Annotated in this window: 23 protein-coding genes; 6 read left to right on the forward strand and 17 right to left on the reverse strand. The window is 56.5% G+C overall.

Annotated features, from left to right (window positions below; genetic code table 11):
• Window positions 1–259 precede the first annotated feature (259 nt).
• Genes J7416_RS20490 through J7416_RS20515 form a run of 6 tightly spaced genes read left to right on the forward strand, consistent with a single transcriptional unit; the run spans window position 260 to window position 3,478 of the window.
• The gene (locus J7416_RS20490; protein WP_209227418.1) at window positions 260–586 is read left to right on the forward strand and encodes a hypothetical protein; all 327 of its coding nucleotides are present in this window, start codon (window positions 260–262) and stop codon (window positions 584–586) included.
• Between the two features lie 46 nt (window positions 587–632).
• Entirely contained in the window at window positions 633–1,028 is a 396-nt protein-coding gene (locus J7416_RS20495; protein WP_209227420.1) for a PRC-barrel domain-containing protein, read from the forward strand.
• 35 nt (window positions 1,029–1,063) lie between these two features.
• Complete coding sequence (locus J7416_RS20500; RefSeq protein WP_209227422.1) at window positions 1,064–1,405, forward strand: PRC-barrel domain-containing protein; 342 nt, start codon at window positions 1,064–1,066, stop codon at window positions 1,403–1,405.
• 21 nt (window positions 1,406–1,426) lie between these two features.
• A complete protein-coding gene (locus J7416_RS20505) occupies window positions 1,427–1,987 on the forward strand; it encodes an HdeD family acid-resistance protein (protein ID WP_209227424.1) in 561 nt (186 codons plus the stop codon).
• Window positions 1,988–2,046: 59 nt separating this feature from the next.
• Complete coding sequence (locus J7416_RS20510; protein ID WP_209227426.1) at window positions 2,047–3,216, forward strand: DUF1131 family protein; 1,170 nt, start codon at window positions 2,047–2,049, stop codon at window positions 3,214–3,216.
• 10 nt (window positions 3,217–3,226) lie between these two features.
• Window positions 3,227–3,478 carry a hypothetical protein gene (locus J7416_RS20515; protein ID WP_209227428.1) on the forward strand — a complete coding sequence of 84 codons (252 nt, stop codon included), beginning with the start codon at window positions 3,227–3,229 and terminating at the stop codon, window positions 3,476–3,478.
• A 472-nt stretch (window positions 3,479–3,950) separates the two neighbouring features.
• On the opposite strand, the gene J7416_RS20520 is transcribed toward J7416_RS20515, so the two are convergent.
• The 17 genes from J7416_RS20520 to J7416_RS20600 form a co-directional block, all read right to left on the reverse strand.
• Window positions 3,951–6,131, reverse strand: a complete 2,181-nt coding sequence (locus tag J7416_RS20520; RefSeq protein WP_209227430.1) for a type IV secretory system conjugative DNA transfer family protein — start codon at window positions 6,129–6,131, stop codon at window positions 3,951–3,953.
• Window positions 6,132–6,231: 100 nt separating this feature from the next.
• Complete coding sequence (locus tag J7416_RS20525) at window positions 6,232–7,521, reverse strand: TrbI/VirB10 family protein (RefSeq protein ID WP_209227432.1); 1,290 nt, start codon at window positions 7,519–7,521, stop codon at window positions 6,232–6,234.
• Window positions 7,521–8,345, reverse strand: coding sequence for a TrbG/VirB9 family P-type conjugative transfer protein (locus tag J7416_RS20530; protein ID WP_171724974.1), 825 nt, complete (start codon window positions 8,343–8,345; stop codon window positions 7,521–7,523). The genes J7416_RS20525 and J7416_RS20530 overlap by 1 nt, the downstream gene beginning before the upstream one ends.
• On the reverse strand, window positions 8,345–9,082 hold the full coding sequence (locus J7416_RS20535) for a type IV secretion system protein (protein WP_171724975.1): 738 nt from the start codon (window positions 9,080–9,082) through the stop codon (window positions 8,345–8,347). Before J7416_RS20535 ends, J7416_RS20530 begins: the two co-directional genes overlap by 1 nt.
• A gap of 60 nt (window positions 9,083–9,142) precedes the next feature.
• On the reverse strand, window positions 9,143–10,222 hold the full coding sequence (locus J7416_RS20540) for a type IV secretion system protein (RefSeq protein ID WP_171724976.1): 1,080 nt from the start codon (window positions 10,220–10,222) through the stop codon (window positions 9,143–9,145).
• Window positions 10,219–10,605, reverse strand: a complete 387-nt coding sequence (locus tag J7416_RS20545; RefSeq protein WP_171724977.1) for a hypothetical protein — start codon at window positions 10,603–10,605, stop codon at window positions 10,219–10,221. Before J7416_RS20545 ends, J7416_RS20540 begins: the two co-directional genes overlap by 4 nt.
• The gene (locus J7416_RS20550) at window positions 10,605–11,363 is read right to left on the reverse strand and encodes a type IV secretion system protein (RefSeq protein WP_171724978.1); all 759 of its coding nucleotides are present in this window, start codon (window positions 11,361–11,363) and stop codon (window positions 10,605–10,607) included. Before J7416_RS20550 ends, J7416_RS20545 begins: the two co-directional genes overlap by 1 nt.
• Window positions 11,364–11,387: 24 nt before the next feature.
• Entirely contained in the window at window positions 11,388–11,567 is a 180-nt protein-coding gene (locus J7416_RS20555; RefSeq protein WP_171724979.1) for a hypothetical protein, read from the reverse strand.
• Between the two features lie 12 nt (window positions 11,568–11,579).
• Window positions 11,580–14,006, reverse strand: a complete 2,427-nt coding sequence (locus J7416_RS20560; RefSeq protein WP_209227434.1) for a hypothetical protein — start codon at window positions 14,004–14,006, stop codon at window positions 11,580–11,582.
• Window position 14,007: 1 nt separating this feature from the next.
• The gene (locus tag J7416_RS20565) at window positions 14,008–14,298 is read right to left on the reverse strand and encodes a VirB3 family type IV secretion system protein (RefSeq protein ID WP_171724981.1); all 291 of its coding nucleotides are present in this window, start codon (window positions 14,296–14,298) and stop codon (window positions 14,008–14,010) included.
• A complete protein-coding gene (locus J7416_RS20570) occupies window positions 14,298–14,600 on the reverse strand; it encodes a TrbC/VirB2 family protein (protein WP_171724982.1) in 303 nt (100 codons plus the stop codon). Before J7416_RS20570 ends, J7416_RS20565 begins: the two co-directional genes overlap by 1 nt.
• A gap of 225 nt (window positions 14,601–14,825) precedes the next feature.
• Entirely contained in the window at window positions 14,826–15,464 is a 639-nt protein-coding gene (locus J7416_RS20575) for a lytic transglycosylase domain-containing protein (RefSeq protein ID WP_209227442.1), read from the reverse strand.
• Window positions 15,457–16,806, reverse strand: a complete 1,350-nt coding sequence (locus J7416_RS20580) for a DUF1173 family protein (protein ID WP_209227444.1) — start codon at window positions 16,804–16,806, stop codon at window positions 15,457–15,459. Before J7416_RS20580 ends, J7416_RS20575 begins: the two co-directional genes overlap by 8 nt.
• A gap of 593 nt (window positions 16,807–17,399) precedes the next feature.
• A complete protein-coding gene (locus tag J7416_RS20585; RefSeq protein WP_171724984.1) occupies window positions 17,400–17,813 on the reverse strand; it encodes a thermonuclease family protein in 414 nt (137 codons plus the stop codon).
• Between the two features lie 117 nt (window positions 17,814–17,930).
• Entirely contained in the window at window positions 17,931–18,284 is a 354-nt protein-coding gene (locus J7416_RS20590; RefSeq protein ID WP_170717111.1) for a hypothetical protein, read from the reverse strand.
• A gap of 982 nt (window positions 18,285–19,266) precedes the next feature.
• On the reverse strand, window positions 19,267–20,250 hold the full coding sequence (locus tag J7416_RS20595; protein WP_171724986.1) for an alpha/beta hydrolase: 984 nt from the start codon (window positions 20,248–20,250) through the stop codon (window positions 19,267–19,269).
• Complete coding sequence (locus J7416_RS20600) at window positions 20,243–21,877, reverse strand: hypothetical protein (protein WP_209227446.1); 1,635 nt, start codon at window positions 21,875–21,877, stop codon at window positions 20,243–20,245. Before J7416_RS20600 ends, J7416_RS20595 begins: the two co-directional genes overlap by 8 nt.
• Window positions 21,878–22,445 lie beyond the last annotated feature (568 nt).

The following is a 22,445-nucleotide window of genomic DNA, read 5'->3' on the forward strand; positions in this document are numbered from 1 at the left end:
TTCTCCTCCCAGACAAAAGACAGTTGGCGCAATGATGCCTGCTCAAGACGGTCTTTTCGTTGGTGCGCCCGGATTTTCAGCGAAATGGATCGGGCATGCACAAGGATACCTCACCATTACGCTACGTCAAATTCGCTACCTCTCCCAGTGCGACACCCGTGAATGTGTGCTGATTCACGGTGACTCACTCATGCCGACCGGTCCGATCCGGCAAGTTGGATGCATCAAAATCACTCAACGCAGCTAGGGGCACCTACTCATGGACACTACCACAACTGAAACTTCTAAATTCGTCGAAAAAGCAAAGGCCTGTATCGGCGACATCGGCGCTGAGCTGAGCGAGCTTGAAAGGAAAGCCAATGCCGCAGGCGACCGCGCCGATGACTGGTCAGCCAGCCAGGTTGAGAAACTGAAAGAAGACTGGAGCCAGGCAAAAGTGGACATGGAAGATATCGCTGACCGCGCAAAAATCGAAGGCGAAGAAGCAGTGCGCGAGGCCAAGGAAAAGGCCGAACGCCACTACGAAGCCCTGCAAGCGGCAGTCAAAGCCTATCGCGATCACCTTGATCAGGTGGCCGATACCTAAGCCGCCACCCGGCGGACAGCCCAACCCAACCGAAAGGACCTATCCCATGAACGCTACTCTTAAAATGATCGTAACCGGTGCCTTTATCCTGACTGGTGCGACGATTGTGAATGCCCAAGCTGTCGGTGAGACAGTGCTTGGCGTCGAAGTGAACGTCGCCAAAGTCGTGACCGAAGGCTACAGCGCCAACCAACTGATCGGCGCCAACGTGCACAACGGACAAGACAAAAGTGTCGGCTATGTGCATGACCTGATCCTGGCACCAAGTGGTGAAATCAGCCTCGCCATCGTCGAAGTTGGCGGTTTCCTTGGCCTTGGTTCCAAGTGGGTAGCTGTCCCCGCAGATATGTTCGAGCCCGGCCATCAGGCCAACATCGTGATCCTGCCGCAGGCCACCGAAGAAGAGCTCAAGAAGATCCCTCCTTTCAAATACAAGAGCTAACGCTTCCACAAACCTTTCAATAAAGGAGACAACCAATGACCACTTCTAGCGTCCCCATGGCGGGCGAAACCATCCTCGGCGTCGAAGTCAATGTCGCCAAAGTGCGTGCTGCTGGCTATAGCGCCAACACCCTGATCGGATCTGACGTTCAGAACGAAAAAGGCGAGCGCGTCGGCGCTGTGCACGATCTGATCGTGGCACCGCAAGGGGATGTCAGCCTCGCGATCATGGAAGTCGGTGGTTTTATCGGCATCGACAGCAAATGGGTCGCCGTCCCCGCTGAGATGTTCGAGGCAGACGACCACGGCAAGTTTGTTCTTCCCAAGGCGACCGAGGAAGAACTGACCAAGATGCCATCCTTCCGCTACGCGCAGTAACCGGGATTTGGGGGAAATCACATGACACATTCTTCCAGTCTTGATGACCATCGCGGCAACGGCTGGTTCGTGGCCCTTGGCGTTGTGATGATCCTGACCGGTATCGGCGCGTTCGCCTTCCCGCTTTTGGCCTCGCTTTCGGTCGAACTGCTGGTGGGGGCGACGCTTCTGATCGGCGGCATCGCAACCTTTGTTCAGGCCTTTCAAGAGAAGGACTGGGGCGGTGTCTTTTGGCAGATTGCTATTGGCATCGTCTATCTGGCCGGTGGCCTCGTCTTTCTGGTCAACCCGTTCGGCGGTGTGATCGCCCTGACCGTGCTGCTGGGGGCTGTCTTCTTTGCTGAAGGCATCGCCCGAGTGGTGATGGGCATTCAGATGCGATCAGAGCGGAACTGGGGCTGGGTTGTTGCATCGGGTGCGATGTCCATCCTGCTGGCGATGCTGGTATTCGGCGGCTTTGCCACCGGGGCATCGCTTGGCCTGATCGGCGTTCTACTTGGTGTGAACTTCATCTTTGCCGGGGCGTCTTTCATCGCCTTGGGCAGCGCCAAGTCCGAAAAGCCGGACGAACAGACGGCCTGAAATAATTGCCGAGGCCGCCATCGCGGCCTCGGTCTTACAGTTGCATTGGAAATTTTGCTATGGCGTTTCGTTTCGATCATTTAGCGCTGACCCTGTCTGCCGTCTTCATCTTGTCGCCCATTGCGACACGTGCCGAAGACGCGTTGCGGCTGGGGATCAACGGCCTCGGAGAGATCACCGCCGCCACCCCGTTTGATGTGCAGACGCTTAACTCGGTCATGCCAAGTCATGCGTGGCGTCTTGAAACACAGGCCACGGAAGAAGGGACGCAAGAGGTTATCCTGACCACGATGCATGGCGTGCCTGCTGTGGCTTTGATCCGTAACGGCCGCGGCGGTATCGGAGCCATTGAGGTCACAAGCGGCCAGATCGGCAACTGGCTTGGCCCCCGTGTTGGCGATGCTTTTGGGCCGTTGCAGGAGAACTTCCAGCTTGCAGGCTGTACGCCGGGAAGCGAAGCTCGTTCTGGCTCTGTCTTGTGTGTCGCTGCTGAAACGGACGTTATCACCTACGTGTTTTCTGGACGTTGGCAGGGCCCCGATGGCCAGATGCCGCCGCCGTCCGTTTTGAACGGGTGGGGGATGACACAGATGATCTGGAAAGTGGACGGTGCGGTACCGCTCCAACAGCCCACCCCGTCTTTTGATTGCACTGCAGCAGAGGGGAGCGTCGAATCGCTGATTTGCTCGGATGCTGAGCTTGCCGGGTTGGATCGCCGTCTGAGCACGCTCTACACCCAGAAGATCGCGGCAAGCAGTGCTGTCTATGAAGCAACGCTGCGGGCGGTGCAGCGCGGGTGGATCAAGGGGCGCAACGATTGTTGGAAATCAAGCCAACCGCGACAGTGCGTGATCGACGCCTACACAGATCGGATTGCAGCGTTGAACATGGATGATATTTCGCCAACTCTTGAAGGGACAACATGGCAAGGACTGCACATCGCCGGTGATGCGATTCCGCGCCCGATTGATATAAATCTCACCTTTGGGCCCGATGGCCAGCTGTCAGGATCTTCCGGCTGTAACCGACTGGTGGCGACCTATGCTGTTGAAGGGGGAACGCTGCGTATTGGCCGGATCGGAAGCACCCGGCGTCTGTGTCCAGAACTAGAAATGCTGGCGGAACAGAGGTTTCTTGCTGCGTTGGAAAACGTGAACGGCTGGGCGATCCGCAACGGTCAATTGGTTCTTTTCGGCAGCGGTGCCGAGCTGACCTTTGAGCACGGGTAGTCTTTGGGCGATGGGACAGCCAGCAATACTGGCGCTCGCCTACCTCGGCCTCTCGATCATCTGGCAAGTTGTCCTATGGATGGCCCTGCCGAATGTCGGGATGGGCGGACTGGCGGTGATCTGGATCGTCTGGCCGCTGCTGGGTGTTTCGGCGCTCGGCCTATGGATGCTGCTCAGAGTGGTGGAGCAACGAAAGACCGCCGTCTTCTGGGGGGCATCTGCAGCTATCTTGATCTTAACAACGCTGGTGCATCCACAGTAACATGGCAGTTGTCCGGTCGAGTGCGTTGAGCTCCTGATCCGCAATCCTTCAAGAAGCTGAGCCTTCTAACGCTGTAGTAAGGTGGTTGCCCTGGCATGAGCCAAGCCAAAAACGGGTCAGAGCATCACCAATCTGTATGTTAATTCGTACATTGGATTTTTGCCACTATCATAGTTTTTCAATCAGAATATTAGGAAGAACAGCTTCTCTGCAGCGACTGAGATGCCGCGTTCTCGAAGAGTCTCTGCGCTATTGAACGCCATATGTGCAATTAGCAGCGCTATCCTGCGCCTCTATGGTACTGACGTTGTGCAGCGAAAATGCGGTTTGGGTTTGACTCGGATAGCCGGTTGAATGACCGCATTGGCGACTGGAGCCGCAACGCGGCGAAAGACTTGCTGCAAGCGCGAAGAAATGCTGCGTCGGCGAAGTGCAAGGAATGAATGACGGCAAAGTCCCGCATCTTGCCAGTTCATGCCCCACGCAGCGAATGGCCACTGCTCATCATGCTTTCGCCGCTGAACAGCGGCATCAACCTGTTGACCAGCTCGTCAGGTGAGAGCCGCTGTGCCAGATCGGCAAGTTCGGGTTCTCTGTTCGGGCTGACCGGTGCCAGATTCAAGAGGTTGCCGAGATTGACCGCCAGGCTTGGTGCTTTCACCGTTTTGATTGCCTGAGTCAGCTGACGGTCCTCGGCTGTTTCCTCATCATCGGCAGTCTCGCGCGGATCTTCGAAGTACCCGTAGCCTGCCACGCCCTGATCAAGATATCCGTCATGCTCGGGTGGATCAAAAGCACGTGGGCCGCTAACAGCCGCACGCTGCGACAAGGACGGCTTTGCAACCGGCTCAGGTTCCTGTTCTTCGGCCTCAGCCGACTTTGAAGTGCCCGCATCCTTCAGGAACTCGTCATACCGAGTCACAACGCCATCTTTCACGACAGGCACATCCGGCCAGGGTTTGCCCTTTTGACTGTCATTCAGCGCTTTGAACCGATGGTCTTTATAATAGGACACCCGATTTGTCCGTATCGGGAACATACCTTTGCCAGTGATAATGACCTCTTCCTTGCCGAGGCGGCCAATTTCTTCTGGGGTGAGCAGTGCCCGGCTTTTTTCAGACCAGCTTTCAGACCGGCCGGGCTCTTTCGACCAGTTGCGCCCCGAGACGGATTTCTGCGTCACAGTCTTGTTGCCAAGCGCCTTGGACAGCTTTTGCTTTGTCTCCTCTGAATTGGGGGTCAGCCACACATGCAGATGCGAACTCTCTGTCAGGATTTCCTCTCCAGCTGGCCCATAATGTTCACGCAGCGAGGCCGGCGATTGCACAATAAGGCACAAGCGGCCACCATACCCGGGCAGGGTGGTCACGGCATCGAGGACACCTTGCATCTTTCCAAGCGAATGAAACTCATCGATCAGAAACAGGACCGGCAAGAAATCTTCACCCGAGGCCATGAGACGACGACGCAACGCATTGATGGCGCATTGGATGAACAAACGCACCAAAGGCCGCGACACCTGCTTATGCGCCTCTGGAATCGAGATGTAGCAAGTTTGAGGTTCCCAACGCATCGATTCAAAGTCGAAGTCATTGGCCTTTGTCGCGCGCACGATTGCAGGGTTGCGCCATGCGTTCAGGCCCCCGCCCATCAGGACCGACAGGTAGATGCCCAGCTGCTTGTTGTCCTGCCCCGCCATACGCAGCATTGCCCCTTTAGAGACCGGATCAGGCGCACGCGGGGCGAGGGCCGCAAACATGCCCTTGTAATCCGGTATCTCATCATCGCCCGCCGCTTCTGGCGTCAACACCTGAAGAACCCGGCCGAGCGACGGTTCAGACTCATTGCAGACGATTGCCGCCGCAGCCTCAAAGATTTCCTGCGCATCTTCCATCAAAGACGCCTCAGCGCCGGTTGAACTTTTGGGCGCCAGCAGCGCGGCACTGATTTCAGATATCCGCACAAGTCGGTCTTCCAGGTCATCCATTGCCGCAATCTCAACCAGCGGGTTGAAGCTGTGCGATCGGCCGACAAGGGAGCAGGCTGGGTTGTTCGGAAACTGCACGTCGAACGGCGACAGAACCCGCACCTTGTCACCCTTTTCCAACCGCCGCCGTGACGTGGTTTCGAAAAGCTCGCCTTTGACGTCATAGACGATCAGTGAACCGGGGTAGTCGAGCAGGGTGGGGACAACGATACCGATACCTTTACCGGAACGCGGTGGACCCGAGACAAGCACCGTGCCCTGATCATCTGTATGGGCGCGCAAGTGAGGGGCCTTTTTCTCGGGTTTGCCCAGCTTACCCAGCAACAGACCCCAATCACTGACCAGACGCGCCGCGCGGATTTCTTTTGCTGTGGCCCAGCGTGCGTCCCCATGCGCATCAGTAGCCGTCACGCCAAACACCATCCCGCCAAAGAGATACGCCAGACCCGCGCCTGTCATCAGCCCGAGCGTGATGCCACCCCAAAGCACCAGGTCCCAATCCTTCTGGTGCATCGTGTTGCGCTGGCTGAGCAGGAGCCACGGCCGCCATGTTTCAATGTCGCCATTTACCTTCCACGCAATCAAAAGCGCGGCCCAGAGCGGGATGCTGAGGACGCCAGCGGCAATCGTGTAAGGAAGGTGGGTCTTTGCCTGTATGGTGCTCATGGCATTCTCCTTCAGGACAAGAGTTTTAAGGAGTGGAAAGCTCGAAATCGCTGCGGGGCACAACCCATGTTGCGCCCCGCGTGGAATGATGCTCATGCCGTCACATATAGAGGTCTCGCGATACGAACACGTTGATGTTCTCGCCCTGATTCACCCAGATCGTGGGCGGAATCGACAGGTACTCTTCAAAGGCATCCTGACCGGAATTCGCAAAGCCATCGGTTCCTGTGGACAGATCGTTCTCGCTCAGAGTGCGATTGCCGAAGCTGGAAATCCCCGAAAAGATCGAGATGAAGAACGCCGCTTCAAACTTGAGGCCAAAGTGGTGCTGCACATTGCCTGTCAGACCGGCGCGGCCCAGACCGTCGACGCCGCGCGAGCCAATCATGATGGAACGCTTATCCGTCGTGATCACCCGGTTCCAGGCCACCAGAACCCGGCGCTGACCAAGAGAGATATCCGACGAATATTCACCAATCAGCGTTGAGCCTTTGGGGATCAGGATCGTGGTCGCATCCGCTGACCACACATCCCGGCTTATGGTGGCTTTCAGTTCACCGGGAAGATCGGACGATATTGCTGTATCCAGAACGCCCGGAATCATGGTGCCTTGTGTGATCAGACGATGGACAACCTGCAGCTGCGTGGCCCGCGACGTTTGGACGGTACGAGACGCAGCGGCATCGAGGAAGTCGTTGCCCGTACTGTTATTCGCATTGCCGCCAGCACCCGCCCCAGCAGCACTGCGTCCAAGGCTATTGGTCAAAGGCTGGGTCAACCGGTCTTCTTCAGCCGCAACGGCATCCTGTACCGCATCGCCTTGCTGTGCCGCTTCAGACGCTTGGCCAGGTTCTGCAATCTGCCTGTTCGCTTGAATCCGCGCGAGCAATTCCCGTTGCCGGCGTTCATCCGCAAGCCGATCCTCTTCCAGCTTTTTCAGGAATGCCTCAAGGGCCTTTTCTTGCCGTTCGGTGCGTTTTTCGAGCGCTGCGAGGGTCGCTGCATCCAGATCCGAGGCGGGCGCTTGTGGGGCGGCCTCCTCAACAGGCGCCTCGGCCTGCGCCGCTTTAATTAACTCGCGCAGTTCGGCCAGCTCAGCCTCCAGAATGGCAACGCGTGGGTCAGGCTCTTGCTCGACCTGGGGCGTTGGTTCCGTTGGCACGGTTCCAAATAGGCTGCCCCCTTGATTGCGCGGATCCGGCGTCTCGTTGACTTCGGGAATGATGCTGCCGCCTCGGCCGGTGTCATCCCCGCCGCCATTGATCCAGAGGAACAGGCCAACAAAGGCAACCAATGCACCGATGCCGAGGATCATGGGCAGGTTCAGACCGCTTTTTTCTTCCTCAGAGCCTTCGATGCGGTTTTCAAGCAGTTTGTTTTTCTCGGACATCAGCGGTTCTCCCCACCTTGACGTGAATTGCGCTGTGACGTTGACGACGAAACCCTGCGGGGCTTTTTCGGGTCGCGGTTCTGGTCGACTTCATAGAGAGGGATGTTGAACACGCAGACCACATATGGCCCGTCGCGCAGGATCAGGCGCGGATAAACACCGGTCACAACAATAGTGCCATCTGCCAGATCCGTTGAGTTGACCAGACGTTCGCGCCCTTTGGCGTCCATGGCAAAGACGGCAGGCCGCACGCTTTGCTGTTTCAGGCGCAGATAGGTCTTGCGCCCATCATCAAAGGCCACTTCCGGCCGCAACAACCTGTCACCGCTTGCACTGTATTGCAGATTGGCAGGCCGTCCGGTGGTGTTGAATGCAGTCTGGATATTGCCAGCCTGCCGGGGCTTGTAACGCTTTTTCTGATCCGGATAGCTGAACCGATAAAGAAACCCGACATTGTCCGGTGGCCCGGCTTCATGCGCCTGAAGGAGAAACACATAGCTGCGCAGGTTGGTTTGCAGAATGAGGTTGCTCGCCTGCGTGGTGGCATGTTTGGCCTTCAGGACAAAGCCGTTGCCAGCGGTCAGAGGGATAAAGTCCCAGGTCTTCGGATCGCCCCGAACTTCATCGACCATCTGTTCACCGTCCTGGAGGTGAATGCTGAGAGCATAACCCCGCGACACATCGATCTTGTATACCTCGTCAGGGTGATACACGAGGGTGCGTACGCGCGCGTCCGTGCGGGTACCCCGTCCTTTTTGTTCAGCTGAGACAGAGGCCGCGCCAAGCGACATCATCACTGCCACAGTGCAAATCAAACGCAGCATCATCGCGCCTCCTCATCCAGTCGGTAATTGGTGACGCAGAAGCCGGTCGGGTTTTCCCAGCGTTCTTCCAGCGTCATGTTTCCGGTGCGGTCGAACTCGTACCCCATGGACACAACGAAATTGCGCTCCGAGACGGGTGCGCCTTGCTGCGCCCGTGCGCTTTTCGTCATGCGCAGCGTGGCCGAGTTTCCATTGTTCAGTGTGACCGATCGAATGCGGACATCCACACGCCCATAGCTGCCGTAGATGTTCATTGGGCTGTTAGGGTTTTCTTCGTTGTAGAGCGCCGCCAGATCCTCAGCCGCGCCGCCGCATGTCTGGCCATAGACCAGGTTCAGGCGGTCGCGCTGATCGTGCGCGTCATAGGTTTCCCGGTCGCGGGCGTACTGGAACAACAGCGCTTGGGTGACATACTCGTCATCATCCAATGTGAGGTTGCCCAGGCGCGATTCCACATTGACCAGGCCGGTATGTTTGTCGACGGTCATTGTGATGGGCACAACCTGTTTGAGCGGAGCCAGACCCATGACGGCCGCAACGCCCATAACCCCGATCAGAGTACCGATCCCTCCGACGATATAGGCATTTCGTGCCCTGCGCCGCATGGACAGATACAGTTCATCTTCCCAGCGATCATGACCGTCATGAATGGTGGTTGTATCGGGCAGGGGAGCGCCCTGATATTGCCCGTCAGGATTGAGCGGATCGGGCCTTAAATCTGCTGCTGCATGTTGCATCTGGTGACTCCTCGTCTGTTGCGGGGCCAGCCCGCCAGCGGTTTTTTGGAAAATTTTAGATCAGCTTCTGCGCCGTCGTGCGTCTTCTGCCATGCGTTCGGCTCCGCGCCTTACGGAGTCGCGAATGCGCTGATTATTGGCTTCTGTTGTGGATGGCCTGTCGGCCTCATTCGCCGCACTTGCGCGTTGGTTGGAGACATCGCCCAGGTTGTTGCCACCGGACTGGCCACCTGTGAGCCTACCGCCCAAGAGCTTTGCTCCGGTCAGACCAGCGCCCTTGACCTGCGATTCACCAAGGCTCAATGCTGCGCCGCCAATCCGCTGCGCAATCATCGGACAGATCAGCAGCAACCCGGCTGTGATCCCGCTGATGCCTGCGAGCTTGAACATTTCCAACGGAATGTCAGCGCCAGATTGAACACCTGCTGTCACCGCGTCCGATACATTTTCGGTTGCTGCCAGTGCTATGCCCATGACGCCAAAGAGTAGGACCTGAAACAGAACCAGCATGGTCACGCCGCGCACCCACCCGTTGAATATTTCCGCTGAACTACGAAGGTATGCCCAGACGGCGAGCACCGGGAAGATCGCCAGAAGTATTGCCAGCAGAACCTTGGATGCTACGAGCAGGGCGAGAGCGATCACGATCATCGCGAGGATTGCAGCAGCCGCCAACAATGCAAACAGCAGCACGCCAAGGGCATCTCCCGCGATATAATCCGTCACACCGTAAGACCCCATGGCGGTTACAATGTTATTGAACGAAACCTCCGCCACATTGGCAAAGGCGGAGGCGATACTGCCAGCGTCTCCATCCCCCCCAAACTCGCTGATGATTGTGTTGCCGACATTGACGGGAAATTGCGTGATGAAAGGATAAATGTATTGGGTCCAGAGCGCGCCGCCGGACACCGCCAAATAGAACAGTGAAAATCGGAAAACGAAGGTGATAAAGCCGTCAAGCGAGAAGCTGCCCCGGTAAGCCGCCGTGACCGCCCAGACCGCCAATGCAGCCCCGGCGAGCAATGTCAGGAATTGGGCGCTGGGGGTCGCAAGCGCCTGAAACACCTGCTGCGACCCACCGTTGATAATGTTGTCAAAACTCTGATCGGTGCCAACAAGGAAATCTCTGATGCTCATGATCCATCATTCCTTTTTCTGTATTTCAGGATGCAATCGTTCATGGATTTCTGAGAGGCCCTTTGCGCGTCAGATGCGAGCCCGAACTCGTCAGAAATTTCCTCAACAGTCATGCCCATCAGGTCTTCGTCAATTTCGACCTCTTCCGTGATACGCACATCTGGTTTCGGCATGGGTTCGTTTGCAGCAAATGCGGCTTCGCATTTATCAGCGAAAGCGAACCTCACTTCAGCCGCTTTGCGCGCGATAGATACATTCCATGCTTTGCTTAGGCGTGATTGTTCGCGCTTTTCGTCTGCCGTCAAAGCCAGGGACGGTTGTCCCGCCGCCAAAGTAGTGGCGATGGTAGCTGCGATGAGGAGGGTGGAGGTGGGGAAGCGCATCAGTTTGATCCTTCAGGTCTGTACGCCTGACGCGCGACGATATCCGAACCGCGCAGACGCTGGTTAACGATTGCGGCGTCCAGCTGACCTTGAGCAGAGAGGGTCTGCAACAAAGTGGCGAGCATCATGCCGTTCTCAACCGCTATGCGTGTGTTCAGATCAATGCTAGCTTTCAGATCTTCGGTCGCGGAAATCTGCTCACGGTAGCCGTCATAGCGCTCCATCGCTTCGCCGGCCCCGGCAAAGCCTTCCTCGGCAATTGCGAGCCCTGCCATGCTCGAACCGGAGAGCAGATCATGTGACCTTGTGGCTGGATCTTCCGCCGAACGCCCCAGCGCCTGCAGCCCGCTCAACGGCTGGAAATCGACCTTCAGTGCTTCCATGTGGTTGCTCAGGCGGTTGTTTACCGAATTGCCGGTCATGGAGAGTGTTGATAGGGACGAGGACAGCTTGCGTGGCGTGATATCTCCATTAAACAGATTTCCGATGGTGTCGCGGGCACCAGTGATCGCGTTGTGGGTTGCCCGCGCCTGGCGCAACTGTTCCTGGAGTTCATTCAGCTGTAACTGGGCATTGTCGAGCATCTGCGTGTTCAGACCAACCATTTCGCCGCTCGAATTGAGCAGCGCGATCAGTTCGGCATGTTCCGTGACGCTATAGGTTGGCACACCCTGAGCGTGGGCGTTGTCGGCTGTCCCGACAAATCCGGCCAGTGCAAGGGCAACAACTGCAGCGGTGTTTTGGAGAATGGTCTTCATTGTCTCGTCCTTTCAGAGGAGGGGTCAGATTTTGCCGATGCTGAGCGGCGGTGTGGTGGCAAGGCCAGTCTGAGGGACCGGTTCTGCGTCTGCGATATTGCAATTGGCCTTCAGCTCGCGGGGCGGATCGAGAGCATCACCGGTAATGGTGCAGGCTCCGAGAAGCGGCAGGCTAAAGGCAACGAAAACAAGTTTGCGGATCATTGGGGGGTCTCCTCAAGGGGCTTTGGGGGTCATGAAGGCATCGCGCCAGCCGTCTTCGCCGTACTCGGCACGCAGCTGGTCCATCTCGGCAACGCTGTCCCCTGTGGCGGACAAGACCCGGTAGAATTGCTCGGGAAGCTCAAGGCGCGTCGAGACCACGGCTGACCCGTCTCCGTCATTGATCAGCACCAGACGGGATTTTGGTGGCATGGATGAAACAGCGCTGAACTCGGCCTCAGTAAGCCGGAACGCGTCAACATAGGTTTTGCGATCCGCTTTGGGGTTGGCAAAGAAGACGCGGTTTTCCGTCGACTGGATCAGCGTGTCCGAAATAGAGGATTTGGCTGCGTCTGATGTCTCCTGCGTCATGAACACCAGAATGCCATCGAGTTTACGGATGGTTTTGATCCAGTCCTGAATGCGCGGCCCAAACCGGGGATCGTCAAACAATGCCCAGGCTTCATCCACCATGATGATCAGCGGCTTGCCTTCGGCCAGTTTGCGCTCGATCCGGTAAAACAGGTAATCCAACAGGGGCAGGCGGATATCCGACGCTTTCAGCAGTGCCGTCATGTCAAAGGCGGTGACGGCTTGATCCAGGCTGAAACTGTCCTCTGCATTATCAAACAGCCAAGCGCGACTGCCGGTCCCATACCACTTGCTGAGCGCATCGAGCAGCTGGACAGGCGCGTCCGCATCATCCACAGACCGCAACGTGTCGGCAAAATCAGAGAAAGTGCGCAGGGTGGGATCACTCGATGCAAGGCGGCGCAGACCAATAGCGATCCGCCGTTCCTGTTCCGGGGTGAGTTTGTCCGCGCCGGTCAGGCGTTGAATGAAGCCCTCCAGCCATTCGATCCCAACCTCATCGGTAGCAACCGCAAACGGGTTAAAGCCGAGGTTCATGCCGGATTTCAACTCAAGGTATGTGCCGCCAATCGCCCGGATGAAAGTTTCTGATCCTCGATCTTTGTCAAAGGCAATGAGGTGCGGGTGTTCGGGCAGGCGGTAACAGCTGGACATCAGGAAGTTCGCCAACAGGGTTTTGCCTTCACCCGTCGCCCCAAAGATGGCTGTGGTTCCTGGTCCCTTGGATTTGTCAGAGCCTTCGCGGTGGAAAGAGAACCAATAAGGCGTACCGCCCAGCGTTCGGAACGCGGCCACAGGGCCACCCCAGCGCAACTTTTCCCGCGATCCCGTCGGCCAGGAATGCAAGTTGGCGAAATCGGCAAAGTTCTTGTCGGACACAAAGCGCTTTTTGCTGCGGGTCTGATAGGCGAAGTTACCGGGCAGCTGCGCCCACCAGGCCGCCTCTAACCCGATATCCTCGCGCCGCGTGCGCAAATCCGCGCCCGTCAGGCAGGAGTTCACACGCGTCGCCGCATCTTCCATCTCGTCGCGCGTGTCACCCAGAACAGAAACTGTGAAGTGATGCCGCCCGATGGACATGGCACGGGAGGCAACCGCGTCTCGCGCCTCATTCAGATCTTTCTGCAGCGACTCCGCCTCATCGCCTGCATCAGCCATGCCGCGTTTGGCATCACGGATTTTGGTGCCGCCCGACACGCGGTCCATCGGCGAATAGCATTGCGTTGCAATGAACTCGCAGCGCTCGCCCAGAAGCTCATCGAACATGTAGTATTTCGAGCGCTCGGGATAAGCATTGACCGCAAAGACAGCCGCAAAACGATCTTTGTCCCCACCCGGCGACAGGTTGTGAACATGGTCTTTGCGGAAGGTGATGCGCCCATTCGGAACGGCATCGGCCAAATGGGTCCAGACGGGTGGGGCCTTTTGCCAAATCCCGCTTTGCAGCATCGAGAGAAATGACAGCGTGCGGCTGCGATCTGCCTCTGTTCCGGTGAGCCTGCGCGCGCCAAACACCGACAGATCCCGCATGGCCTGTTCTGTTGCCATGTGCAGAGCCTTGCGGTTCTTGGTGCGAGCAGCCGTGGTAGCCGGGTCTGATGCTGCCGCGCGGAAAGACCGCAGCCCGGCATCCAACAGCCGCTTGCCGCTGGAGTAAGGACGGCGAACGATCGTCAGGAAATGGCGCAGCTGATAAGTTTCGTCCTCGTCCAGTTGGGCGCGATAGTGATGATCCAGGTCTTCGGAAAAGCCGGGGCCGTTTACAGGGGGTAGCGTGTCGGACAGCTTCACTTTGGTGCGGATGATATGGCTATAGAACGCTGTCCGATTGTCTTCAAAGCTGGAGGCCAACCGGGCCAATGTGTCATTGGCGGCTTTGATCGCGGCCCGGTCAGCGGTTTCGTGGATGAACCCCTTCAGTTCCAACACCGCCACCAGATCACCGTTGCGGGTGGTGAATGTCCCGTCCTGCAGGAAACGCACAAACGGGATATGTGTGGTGGCGGGCACCTCACGCGCGGCGCGGCGCGCAGATGGCATGGCCTTTCGTATCTCGGGGTGCATGTTCATGTCAGTCTCCGGCGTAAGAATTGCCGCCCCAGAAGGGCTTGTTTGGGGTGAACAGTTTGCAGTCGGCCATGGTCGCCACGTGATCCGGCAGGTACGGATCGACGCTCACAATCCAGCGGGCAGCGGCATAAGACGGGGCGATGGCGAACAATCCCCAGAAGCCCACAAAGCCCTGCGTCATGATGAACGTCATCAGGGGAATGCTGAGCGCCACAATGTGAAACGTCATCGGCATCCCGGCCTTCTCTGAAGGCCGGGTAATCGCCTGGAATATGCGGTTGTCATCGCTCATCAGGTCGCAAAGCCCTGGATGGCTTCGGCAATGCCAAACGCACCGTAGAAGATGCCCAACACGACGAGGATCACAAAGAAATGGCCCCATGTGACCGGCACGCGCGGGCTGGCGGCCGAGATACCGGCCAGAGCAATGGCAGCGCCCCCGAGCAGAATACCATTGGCGCCGGTCACAAAGGTGCGGATCTGGGTCAGGATGGACACCGGCGCATCAAATAAGGACTGCGCCATGGCCGGGCTGCTGAACGCCACGAGGGCCAGCACGGTCAGCAAAGCGACGTTTTGAGGGTTGCGTTTCATATAGATAGCCTCCTTGGGTTTAACGGCGGGGTTTTGTGGGGCTCACTGACCTGAGTTGAAAACACGACGCAGAATGAGCAACGTGACGGGGTTGGTAAGGATCAAAAACAGACCCACAAAACGACCCACCACGGGAGGCTGAAGCGCGCCAGCACTGCCTCTGCCTTCTGTCGCAATCTGCCTGGAAATCGGATCATTCGGCTTGGTCTCCCTGGATTGGGGTGTTCAGGCGTCGGGCGGAAGCCCGGCCCCTTCGAGAACGGTTGCGACGTAGTGGGTGGTTTCAGAGAAGGGCGGAACGCCCTCATAGCGTTCGACGGCTCCGGGCCCGGCGTTGTAGGCGGCGAGCGCCAGACGCCATGTGCCGAACTTCAGGAACATGGCCTTGAGATACCGCGCGCCGCCATCGAGGTTCTGCACCGGGTCATGCGGATCTACCCCAAGGGCGGCGGCAGTCGGCGGCATCAGCTGGGCTAAGCCAAGCGCGCCTTTGGGGCTGACCGCGTTGGTATTCCAGCGGCTTTCCTGATGCACCAGCGCATGAAACAGCGGCACCGGAACACCGTGGCGTTTGGCGGCGCGCTCCGCTTCATCAGCCCATTCGCCCTTTGCGCGCGGGGTTGCATTCCTTGAGACGACCTGTTCATTGTTGCCGCCTTCCTCATATCTGAGGCAAACCATTGCACCTGCCCGGAATGACGGTTCCAGGCAGGTGCGGGCGGGGGCGGTCACACACAGCAAGCGCCCACCACTCAGCAGCGGGCCATCACGGCCCGCACAAATTGCGGCCTCGTCATTCTGGGCGAATGCCGGGGCTGCTACTGTCGATAGAAAAGCAAGAGCAAAGAATGTGGCTTTAGCCATGGTCGCTTGCTCCTTTAGGAAGAATGGGGCTATCCCAGATCGTGTCGCGCTCATCGCCCGATGCGCGGCGCTCATTTGCCGGTGATGGCCTCACACTCTTACCGGCAGCGCCCCCCTCCGGTGTTCGTGAGTGATGGCTGGAGGGGGACGCGCCACGATCCGGGAACGGGCTCATCGGCCCATCGTCAATCCAGCACCAGCTCGCATACCGGCCTTCTTCAGAGGCTTTGGTGAGGAGCGCCAGCGCCCCGGCATCGTCGGGATTATCGGCAACAAAAACGGCAATTGGATCTGTCGTATCCAGCAGCACAGCCGATGCGATCGGTGCGTCCACCGGCAGGTTGAACCGCAATTGCTTTTGAAACGCGCGGCTCTGTTCGGTCAGCGCATTCAGCACTTCCAGTTCGCGCATGCCTTCAAACGGAATCCAGTTCTCCGTCACCAGCATCATGCCGATTTCATGCAGAACCGGATAACCCGCCTTTGCGATAGAAAAGCTGGCTATCAGGATGGCATGACCGGACCCCATCGCTTCAAGAAGCAGCAGCTGTTCCCCAAACACCTTATCGAATTTCTTGGACAGATCTTCATCGGCAAAGAATGCGCAATCGGGGGCGTGTTTGAAGATGAACCTCGCCCCGTGTGGCGTCGTTTCCTTGCCCTTGTATTCTGCGACAACCAGGCCAAACGGGGTTGCGCTGCGACCCGCTGGCCGCAGGTTGGCAAAGACCCGGTCCCGTCTGGCCGCTATCTCCGCTTTGTTCTCAGGTTTGAAGTATTCCGGCACAAAGAGAACGCGGGACAAATCTTGCCCTTTGACGATCTTGCCTGACGCTGCCCGGCGCAGCGCATGATGGATCACGCCCCAAAACCGCTTGCCCTCCATCTTTGGATACCACTTGCCCAGGTCCGCCTCATGCCAGAGGAATTGCAGCACGCTCGTGATGGTCAGTTTGCGCGGCGCAACCTTGGCCTCTGTGGGTTTTGCGGCGGTCTGTTCGGGGGCGGTGCGGCTCTTGCTGTTCTTGCGCAGAGGGAAGCCCAACTTGAGCGTGGTGGTGCCATCGTCAGGATCTTCGGTGATGGCCGATGCCTGGACCTGTGCCAGTCCCGAGAGTTCTTCAGGTGGCAGGAAGGACGGGCAATCAATCGCATGATCTGACCCGGTGCACGGCATCCGTTTAACGATGAACTTGCCAGCGGTCGCCGCGATATACATCTCAGGTGCGGGCATCCGGCACCGGCATTCAACGCGCGTTCCGGCGCTGTGCGCAGCCGTCAGGGCGCGTTGTCCCGCTTTGCTATCAACCACCAGCGGTTTGTGATTCAGAAAAAGGGTCATTCTGGCGCCTCCAGAATGCTCTGAGGCGTGTTGACAAATCCGTGATCGGATTTGTTTTCGTATTGGTTTGAAAGGGTTGCGTTCGGTAGCTTTGAAGAGGCCGTGCTCGCTGTGTTGTGGGCTCCGGTTATGTGGTGGATGCAGTCCCATCTGGGTCTCGCCACGCTCTCTCTTCGGTGTAGCACCACATGCATCGAAGAGAGTTTGGCGAGAAGAATGCCTGGTATGAGTTTGATGGTGTCGAATGTCACGGCCATCACTTCTCCGTTCTCCCAATTAGGTCAACAGTTTTTACATAATAAGTCTTATGAGGTGCGGTTGTTGCGTAGAGCGCACGCCTATCGGACCCCTGAAGACCGTTCAGAAGTCGTTATTGCGTTCCGGACCCAGGGCATTGACTCCGGCGCAAATGCTGTCCTTTTTAGGAGCAGCATCGAGGGTTGCTGTATTCTTCATCGCTTATGGTTCTCTCTTGATGTTTGGGGAATGCCCCGGGCTTGGGGCGTTTCTGGTCCTGTCGATTGCGCCAACAACCGACAGGACCGTTCCTTGCTCGATTAGTTTCCTTCCTCTTGCAGCATTCTATTCTCCAATCAGATGCACCAGGACTGGCGTTTGCCGCCGCTGTATGGTCGTGCAAGACCCTCAGAAATCAGAGTCTTTCCAACGTCACTTCCGCCTGCACGGCCAACCGCCAGAAAGCGGCCATGCCTGTCGACGTCAATTTCAGCTTCGAGATAGATGTGCCCGGCTGTTTGGATGAGTTCAGTGAGCCGTTTTTTGGCTTTCAAACCCAGTGCCTTTTCGGCAGCACACTGTGGTCGGTAGGTCTCTGGGGTATCGAAACCAACAAGCCGGTAGCGGTCATCGCCATGGTCAATCGTATCGCCGTCAATGACGAGCACGTCAGAGGCTGACACCTTCAACGTCGGTTTTCGAGCCCCAACCAGATCTGCCAGGATTGCTGCGCCGAGCAGTACAGCCGCCATATAAAGAAGCTTTTTCACCTGGCTTGCCCTCCCAGTGGGATCGCAATGCCAGATCGGCGCAAGACTTGATCTAATGTTCCAGCTAGCTGGACCTGCTTACTTCGGTTTTTAGGACAACTCGAAAACGGCGCGACCTCAGTCCTCGTCTTCTTCCTTGTCGAAATCCAGGTTGATCTGCCCCCGTACACCATCTGTCGTGATGGTGAGATCATTGTGCAGAGTAATGTCACTGCCCTGCCTAAACCGGCTGTGAAAATTGAAGAGGCCCGGGAACAATGACAGTCTTCGGGGAACAACCCCTTGCGACGTCGCCCTTTCAGAGATGAGGACGTTATCCTTTCCGTCATAGCGGTAGATGCAAATGTATTGCGGACGCCCATTTTGCCCCAGCTCGACTAGGTCATACCGAAACTCATAGTCCTTACCAGATGCATCAAGGTCTCGTGCTTCACCTTGGGTGATCAATGGAAAGTTCTTTCTGTGCGGCATGGTCGTCCCCCTATGGGACGACTTCTTACATTCTTTCGAATTCTCCGAAAGTTCTGATCTGGTAATTTCAATACTGCAAAATTTTAAATTTGCAAAACAGAAAATAAGGTGATCTAACGTTTTTGCAGAATTCAGCGCAAACGATCATGAAATTACTGCTCCTCGAAAGGACCACACCATGTTTCGACTGAAGCTACTGGGATGCACATCAGCTATCGCTCTAGGTTTCACCGCTCCTGTAGACGCCTACCCAATCGACTGTGCGATCTTCTTATGCCTTGCTGGAGGGTGGCCGAGTTCACCAGATTGCAATGCCGCTCGAGCCGAGTTCATCCGGCGGATCACCCCCTTGCCAGTTGAACCGCCGCTTCAACTCTGGCGATGCCCAATGGGAGTGACATCAGGTTCCACTGGCATGTCACCCATGCAGCGCCTCGAAGCCATCAAATCATCAAGCGCCAACCCGGTTCCAGAACTACCCGGGAGTGATAACAATACCTCTCAAATTGTAGAGGTTAGTTTTACTGCGAATTCTTGGCCCACGAGCGATATTACAAATGCATCGGAAAGGATGAACCTCGAAACAAACGAGACGCTGTTGGCAACTGTCGGTGCTGGGTCCCCTGCCCTTCCCGAGCCCACGCTGACAAACGTGAATTTAGCCTCTCCCGATTTCGATGTGGTCCGGTCCATACGGGTGTGGCACGTCCGTCACTACAGCTACAAAGTACGTGAACGCGAAGGGCCTTGCGAAACCCGCTTGGATATGGATATCGGCACATATGACGACAACGCCAGTTTCAGCTGGTCCGACCGTGCACCTGGTCCGCGTCCTGCGTGGCTCCCCTTGTATCGACAATGTCCTAGCTACTTCCGCGGTGTTGGTGTGGAGTGGTCGGACAGTTTTGGCCGCTACGACTATTTGCTCGTGCCTTACTAGCGAACACACACGCTAGCTGTCTGTTCGTGGCCGAAACACGGCCTATGAGGTCGACGCTATCGGCATGTCTTTGTTTGTTGAGCCGAAAAGCTCACAAATTTGAGCCAACACGTTTTCGCGAACACTTGGCACCTCATACAAGACGTCGTGGCGCGCGTTTTGCATCAGCTCCAGTTTCCCATTGGGCCAGCCTGCCATTCTTTCCTTGATTGCGGGGATTGCGACGATTTCGTCCTCAGCGCCACAGAACGTGAGACACGGAATGCTAGGAGACTTCAGCTTAGAAAGTGTTCGAGTTTCTTTGAGGGCCTGGAACAACCAAGACATACTTGGTCCGCCAATCTGCTGGTCAGGCAGAGATTCCGAAACGTTCTGATAATAGTGGTACATACCAGGGTCATGTGTCAGTCGGTTGTCGTCGAAATCCGTTGTCAGCACATAGCTCTCGCCACGGGTACCGGGGGCATAGGTGGCACCTTTTCCAAGAGCTTGAAACGCGCCTGACAGAGGCCATGCTCCGAGTCGTTGCAGTGTCGGTAAGTTAATGTCCCACAGGGGGGCTGTGAACGCGCATGCTGAAACTGGAAGACCTTCGATTATCGCACGCAGACCGACGCATGCGCCAAGGGAGTGCCCAATGAGGTACCAAGGCTGAGGCAGATTGAGAGACTTAGCCGCTTCTACTGCGGCCGCAACGTCCTTCTGGTAGTCAGAGAATCTGACGACATGGCCCATCATCGGATCTTCGGCGAGCCTCTCGGAAAGTCCCTGACCGCGCCAATCAACCGCGAACGCAGTGTAGCCGGCGCAATGAAGATACTCGACGGTTCGTCCGTATTTTTCGATGTTTTCCGTTCGCCCTTGAAACAGAAAGACAGTACCTTTGGATGGTTCATCTGTCGGCCAGTGGGCCACCCTGAGACGAACATTATCATCGGCATGAGCCCAATAGGCGCGCACATCTGATGGACCTTCCGCCACTTCAGGATGAATGGGGGCATTTTCCAAAACATTCGTTTTAAGCATCTAGTTCTCTCGTTTTTTTTACATGCGGTCGGGCAAGGGTGGGTCGAGCAATGAAACATGCAGCCAAGGCCAGGGCGGCAATCATTAGGATTGTGAAGCCGGGAAACACACCAATGAGCATATAGGTCACCGTCAACAGGAGTAGGACCCCGTACATCGCCATCAAGGATGAGCTTTCCGCATTCTCGCCATTCAGCAGCCCCAGGCTGGTAACCGCTTTCCGTATTCTGGCCGTGCAGATCACAAACACTGCGAAAATCACAAGAAGACAGAAGAAGCTGTAGTAGAAACCCGGCACATTCTGGTGGAAGCCGTATCCGTTAAAATGCGGGCCGCTGCTCCGAAAAGGGGCTCGCAGATCGGCTGCCAACCATCCAACAATCTCCCTGCTGTCCGAGAGCAGGAAGCTGGCCTGAAGCTTCATCAAGATGGTGATCATCAGGCCCAATGAACAACACCGGAAAACTCCAACAATCAGGGCGTCGCCGATCCTTGCCAGGCACCGCCGCTGTTCTTCAGCCCCATCGTGGGCGAGGCTCGCAGAAAAATCGACGACATCATCGGTGAGCGTGTAGAGGACGATCAATCCGGCAAAGAACAGATAGGACCCAAAAGCATTCAGAAGAAAGACGAGCCCGGAGAAAACAACGGCGTTCGGAACTGAAACCAGATCAGGTTGGAAGATCGCAATTCTCCCCCAGTCCACCGGCCAGTTCCCTGCGTTCCCAGTTAGCAACGGGATCAGGTATGTTTCCACCCAGTTGAAAGCTGAGGCTATCAAAACGGTCACAACAAACACTGCCCAACAGACATAGGACATTGCTGTAACCCTGCTTGCCCAACTTTTGCTTGGTGATGTGGTTTTCAACCTAGTCACTAAGTCAGGTCGCCATTCTTCCTTCCACTGCTTTAACATATGGATCAACACGGCGAAGTAGATTGGCAGAAGTATGAGGAAAACAATTGTCCAATTCGGTGCCCACAAAAACCCGACTTGCTTTGTCGTACCAGTCGGAAGTTCGAAAAGAACGCTGTGAATGTTCAATGAAAACGACATCAGCCCCAATGCGGTGGCGGCGGCGAACACGACGGCAGGCAAGCCCAATGAAGAACGAGCACTGAACACCGCTTCTGTTCGTCCCGCCAGTCCAGGTATCCGCTTTGGTTCCAATGTAAAATGGCGGTACTCTGTAGTCGCAATCGCAGCTTGGTCGCCGCTCTGGGAAGCACCATCAGAGAGGTTCGCTTCACGCTTTCGAGCACTCCGTATCTCTCTTCGCTTTGTCGCTAAACGCCTGTTGGCGGTATTGAGTTCTGCCCTCCACGCGGCGATGGCGTCAGGATCGTCACAGCCGAATACACGCGCCAGCCAATGAATGTTGTCTGCGCTAATGCCTTTGTCATTGTCCTGAAACCAATGCTGAACGGTCCGCAGGTCTACACCCGTTTTGTTGGATTCGAACTGCGAGATTGTGCTGGCAAGAAGTTCTGGCGTCCAGGACCCGACTGGTAGTCCGGACTCATCGGTCGGAAGACCAGCGCCGACAGACATCAAGTACTTAAAGAGTTCTTTGATGTCGCTGCCGTTGTTCGGCGGAGGAACAAAATATTTTCCTCGCTTTGTCAATGGCTTCCACGCTTTCGTTTCGTTCCATTTCGTCCTGTGTCGTTTCGTTTCGTGCGATTGTCAACGAGCCGAGATACTCAGCTATAAGTTGAGCAATATCCCGCTTCGATTTCTGGGGCGGGTCGCTAAAATCGAACAGTCGAAAGTCCCCTACCCTTCGCTTGACGCTGGGGTTTGAGGAATGGACCTGCAGGATACCAAGGAACGAAAATGCAGTCACAGCAACCAAGCGAGCGCGCAAAAAGAGGCGAACCGATTATTGAGGTGCAAGACGCCCAAACAGGCAAAACAGTGGCGCTCGTCTACGCATGGGACAACGGGCAGGTAAGTGTCGCGTCAAACAGCGGATTAAAGGTGGTGGAACTTTCTCCCTCCGCACGCCTTCGTCTTTAAGAAACTGGTCCTTTTAACGGCTACAAAGGTAAGAGGCGCCAATTGCACATAATTTCACTTCTGCGTTTTTGGTTTGAAGCAGGGGGTGCGTGCTATTTCCAAGTGCGACTTCTGTTAGAAACCAATGGGTTATCTAATGAGGAGAAAATGGCACAGGCGCAGTGTATTCGCAACT

Origin of the sequence: Ruegeria sp. R14_0 (genome assembly GCF_017743975.1) — a bacterium.
Taxonomy (GTDB): Bacteria; Pseudomonadota; Alphaproteobacteria; order Rhodobacterales; family Rhodobacteraceae; genus Ruegeria.

Coding starts and splice junctions, on each gene's coding strand:
- J7416_RS20490 (WP_209227418.1), top strand. CDS start 260: ATGGACACTACCACAACTGAAACTTCTAAATTCGTCGAAAAAGCAAAG.
- J7416_RS20495 (WP_209227420.1), top strand. CDS start 633: ATGAACGCTACTCTTAAAATGATCGTAACCGGTGCCTTTATCCTGACT.
- J7416_RS20500 (WP_209227422.1), top strand. CDS start 1,064: ATGACCACTTCTAGCGTCCCCATGGCGGGCGAAACCATCCTCGGCGTC.
- J7416_RS20505 (WP_209227424.1), top strand. CDS start 1,427: ATGACACATTCTTCCAGTCTTGATGACCATCGCGGCAACGGCTGGTTC.
- J7416_RS20510 (WP_209227426.1), top strand. CDS start 2,047: ATGGCGTTTCGTTTCGATCATTTAGCGCTGACCCTGTCTGCCGTCTTC.
- J7416_RS20515 (WP_209227428.1), top strand. CDS start 3,227: ATGGGACAGCCAGCAATACTGGCGCTCGCCTACCTCGGCCTCTCGATC.
- J7416_RS20520 (WP_209227430.1), bottom strand. CDS start 6,131: ATGAGCACCATACAGGCAAAGACCCACCTTCCTTACACGATTGCCGCT.
- J7416_RS20525 (WP_209227432.1), bottom strand. CDS start 7,521: ATGTCCGAGAAAAACAAACTGCTTGAAAACCGCATCGAAGGCTCTGAG.
- J7416_RS20530 (WP_171724974.1), bottom strand. CDS start 8,345: ATGCTGCGTTTGATTTGCACTGTGGCAGTGATGATGTCGCTTGGCGCG.
- J7416_RS20535 (WP_171724975.1), bottom strand. CDS start 9,082: ATGCAACATGCAGCAGCAGATTTAAGGCCCGATCCGCTCAATCCTGAC.
- J7416_RS20540 (WP_171724976.1), bottom strand. CDS start 10,222: ATGAGCATCAGAGATTTCCTTGTTGGCACCGATCAGAGTTTTGACAAC.
- J7416_RS20545 (WP_171724977.1), bottom strand. CDS start 10,605: ATGCGCTTCCCCACCTCCACCCTCCTCATCGCAGCTACCATCGCCACT.
- J7416_RS20550 (WP_171724978.1), bottom strand. CDS start 11,363: ATGAAGACCATTCTCCAAAACACCGCTGCAGTTGTTGCCCTTGCACTG.
- J7416_RS20555 (WP_171724979.1), bottom strand. CDS start 11,567: ATGATCCGCAAACTTGTTTTCGTTGCCTTTAGCCTGCCGCTTCTCGGA.
- J7416_RS20560 (WP_209227434.1), bottom strand. CDS start 14,006: ATGAACATGCACCCCGAGATACGAAAGGCCATGCCATCTGCGCGCCGC.
- J7416_RS20565 (WP_171724981.1), bottom strand. CDS start 14,298: ATGAGCGATGACAACCGCATATTCCAGGCGATTACCCGGCCTTCAGAG.
- J7416_RS20570 (WP_171724982.1), bottom strand. CDS start 14,600: ATGAAACGCAACCCTCAAAACGTCGCTTTGCTGACCGTGCTGGCCCTC.
- J7416_RS20575 (WP_209227442.1), bottom strand. CDS start 15,464: ATGGCTAAAGCCACATTCTTTGCTCTTGCTTTTCTATCGACAGTAGCA.
- J7416_RS20580 (WP_209227444.1), bottom strand. CDS start 16,806: ATGACCCTTTTTCTGAATCACAAACCGCTGGTGGTTGATAGCAAAGCG.
- J7416_RS20590 (WP_170717111.1), bottom strand. CDS start 18,284: ATGCCGCACAGAAAGAACTTTCCATTGATCACCCAAGGTGAAGCACGA.
- J7416_RS20595 (WP_171724986.1), bottom strand. CDS start 20,250: ATGCTTAAAACGAATGTTTTGGAAAATGCCCCCATTCATCCTGAAGTG.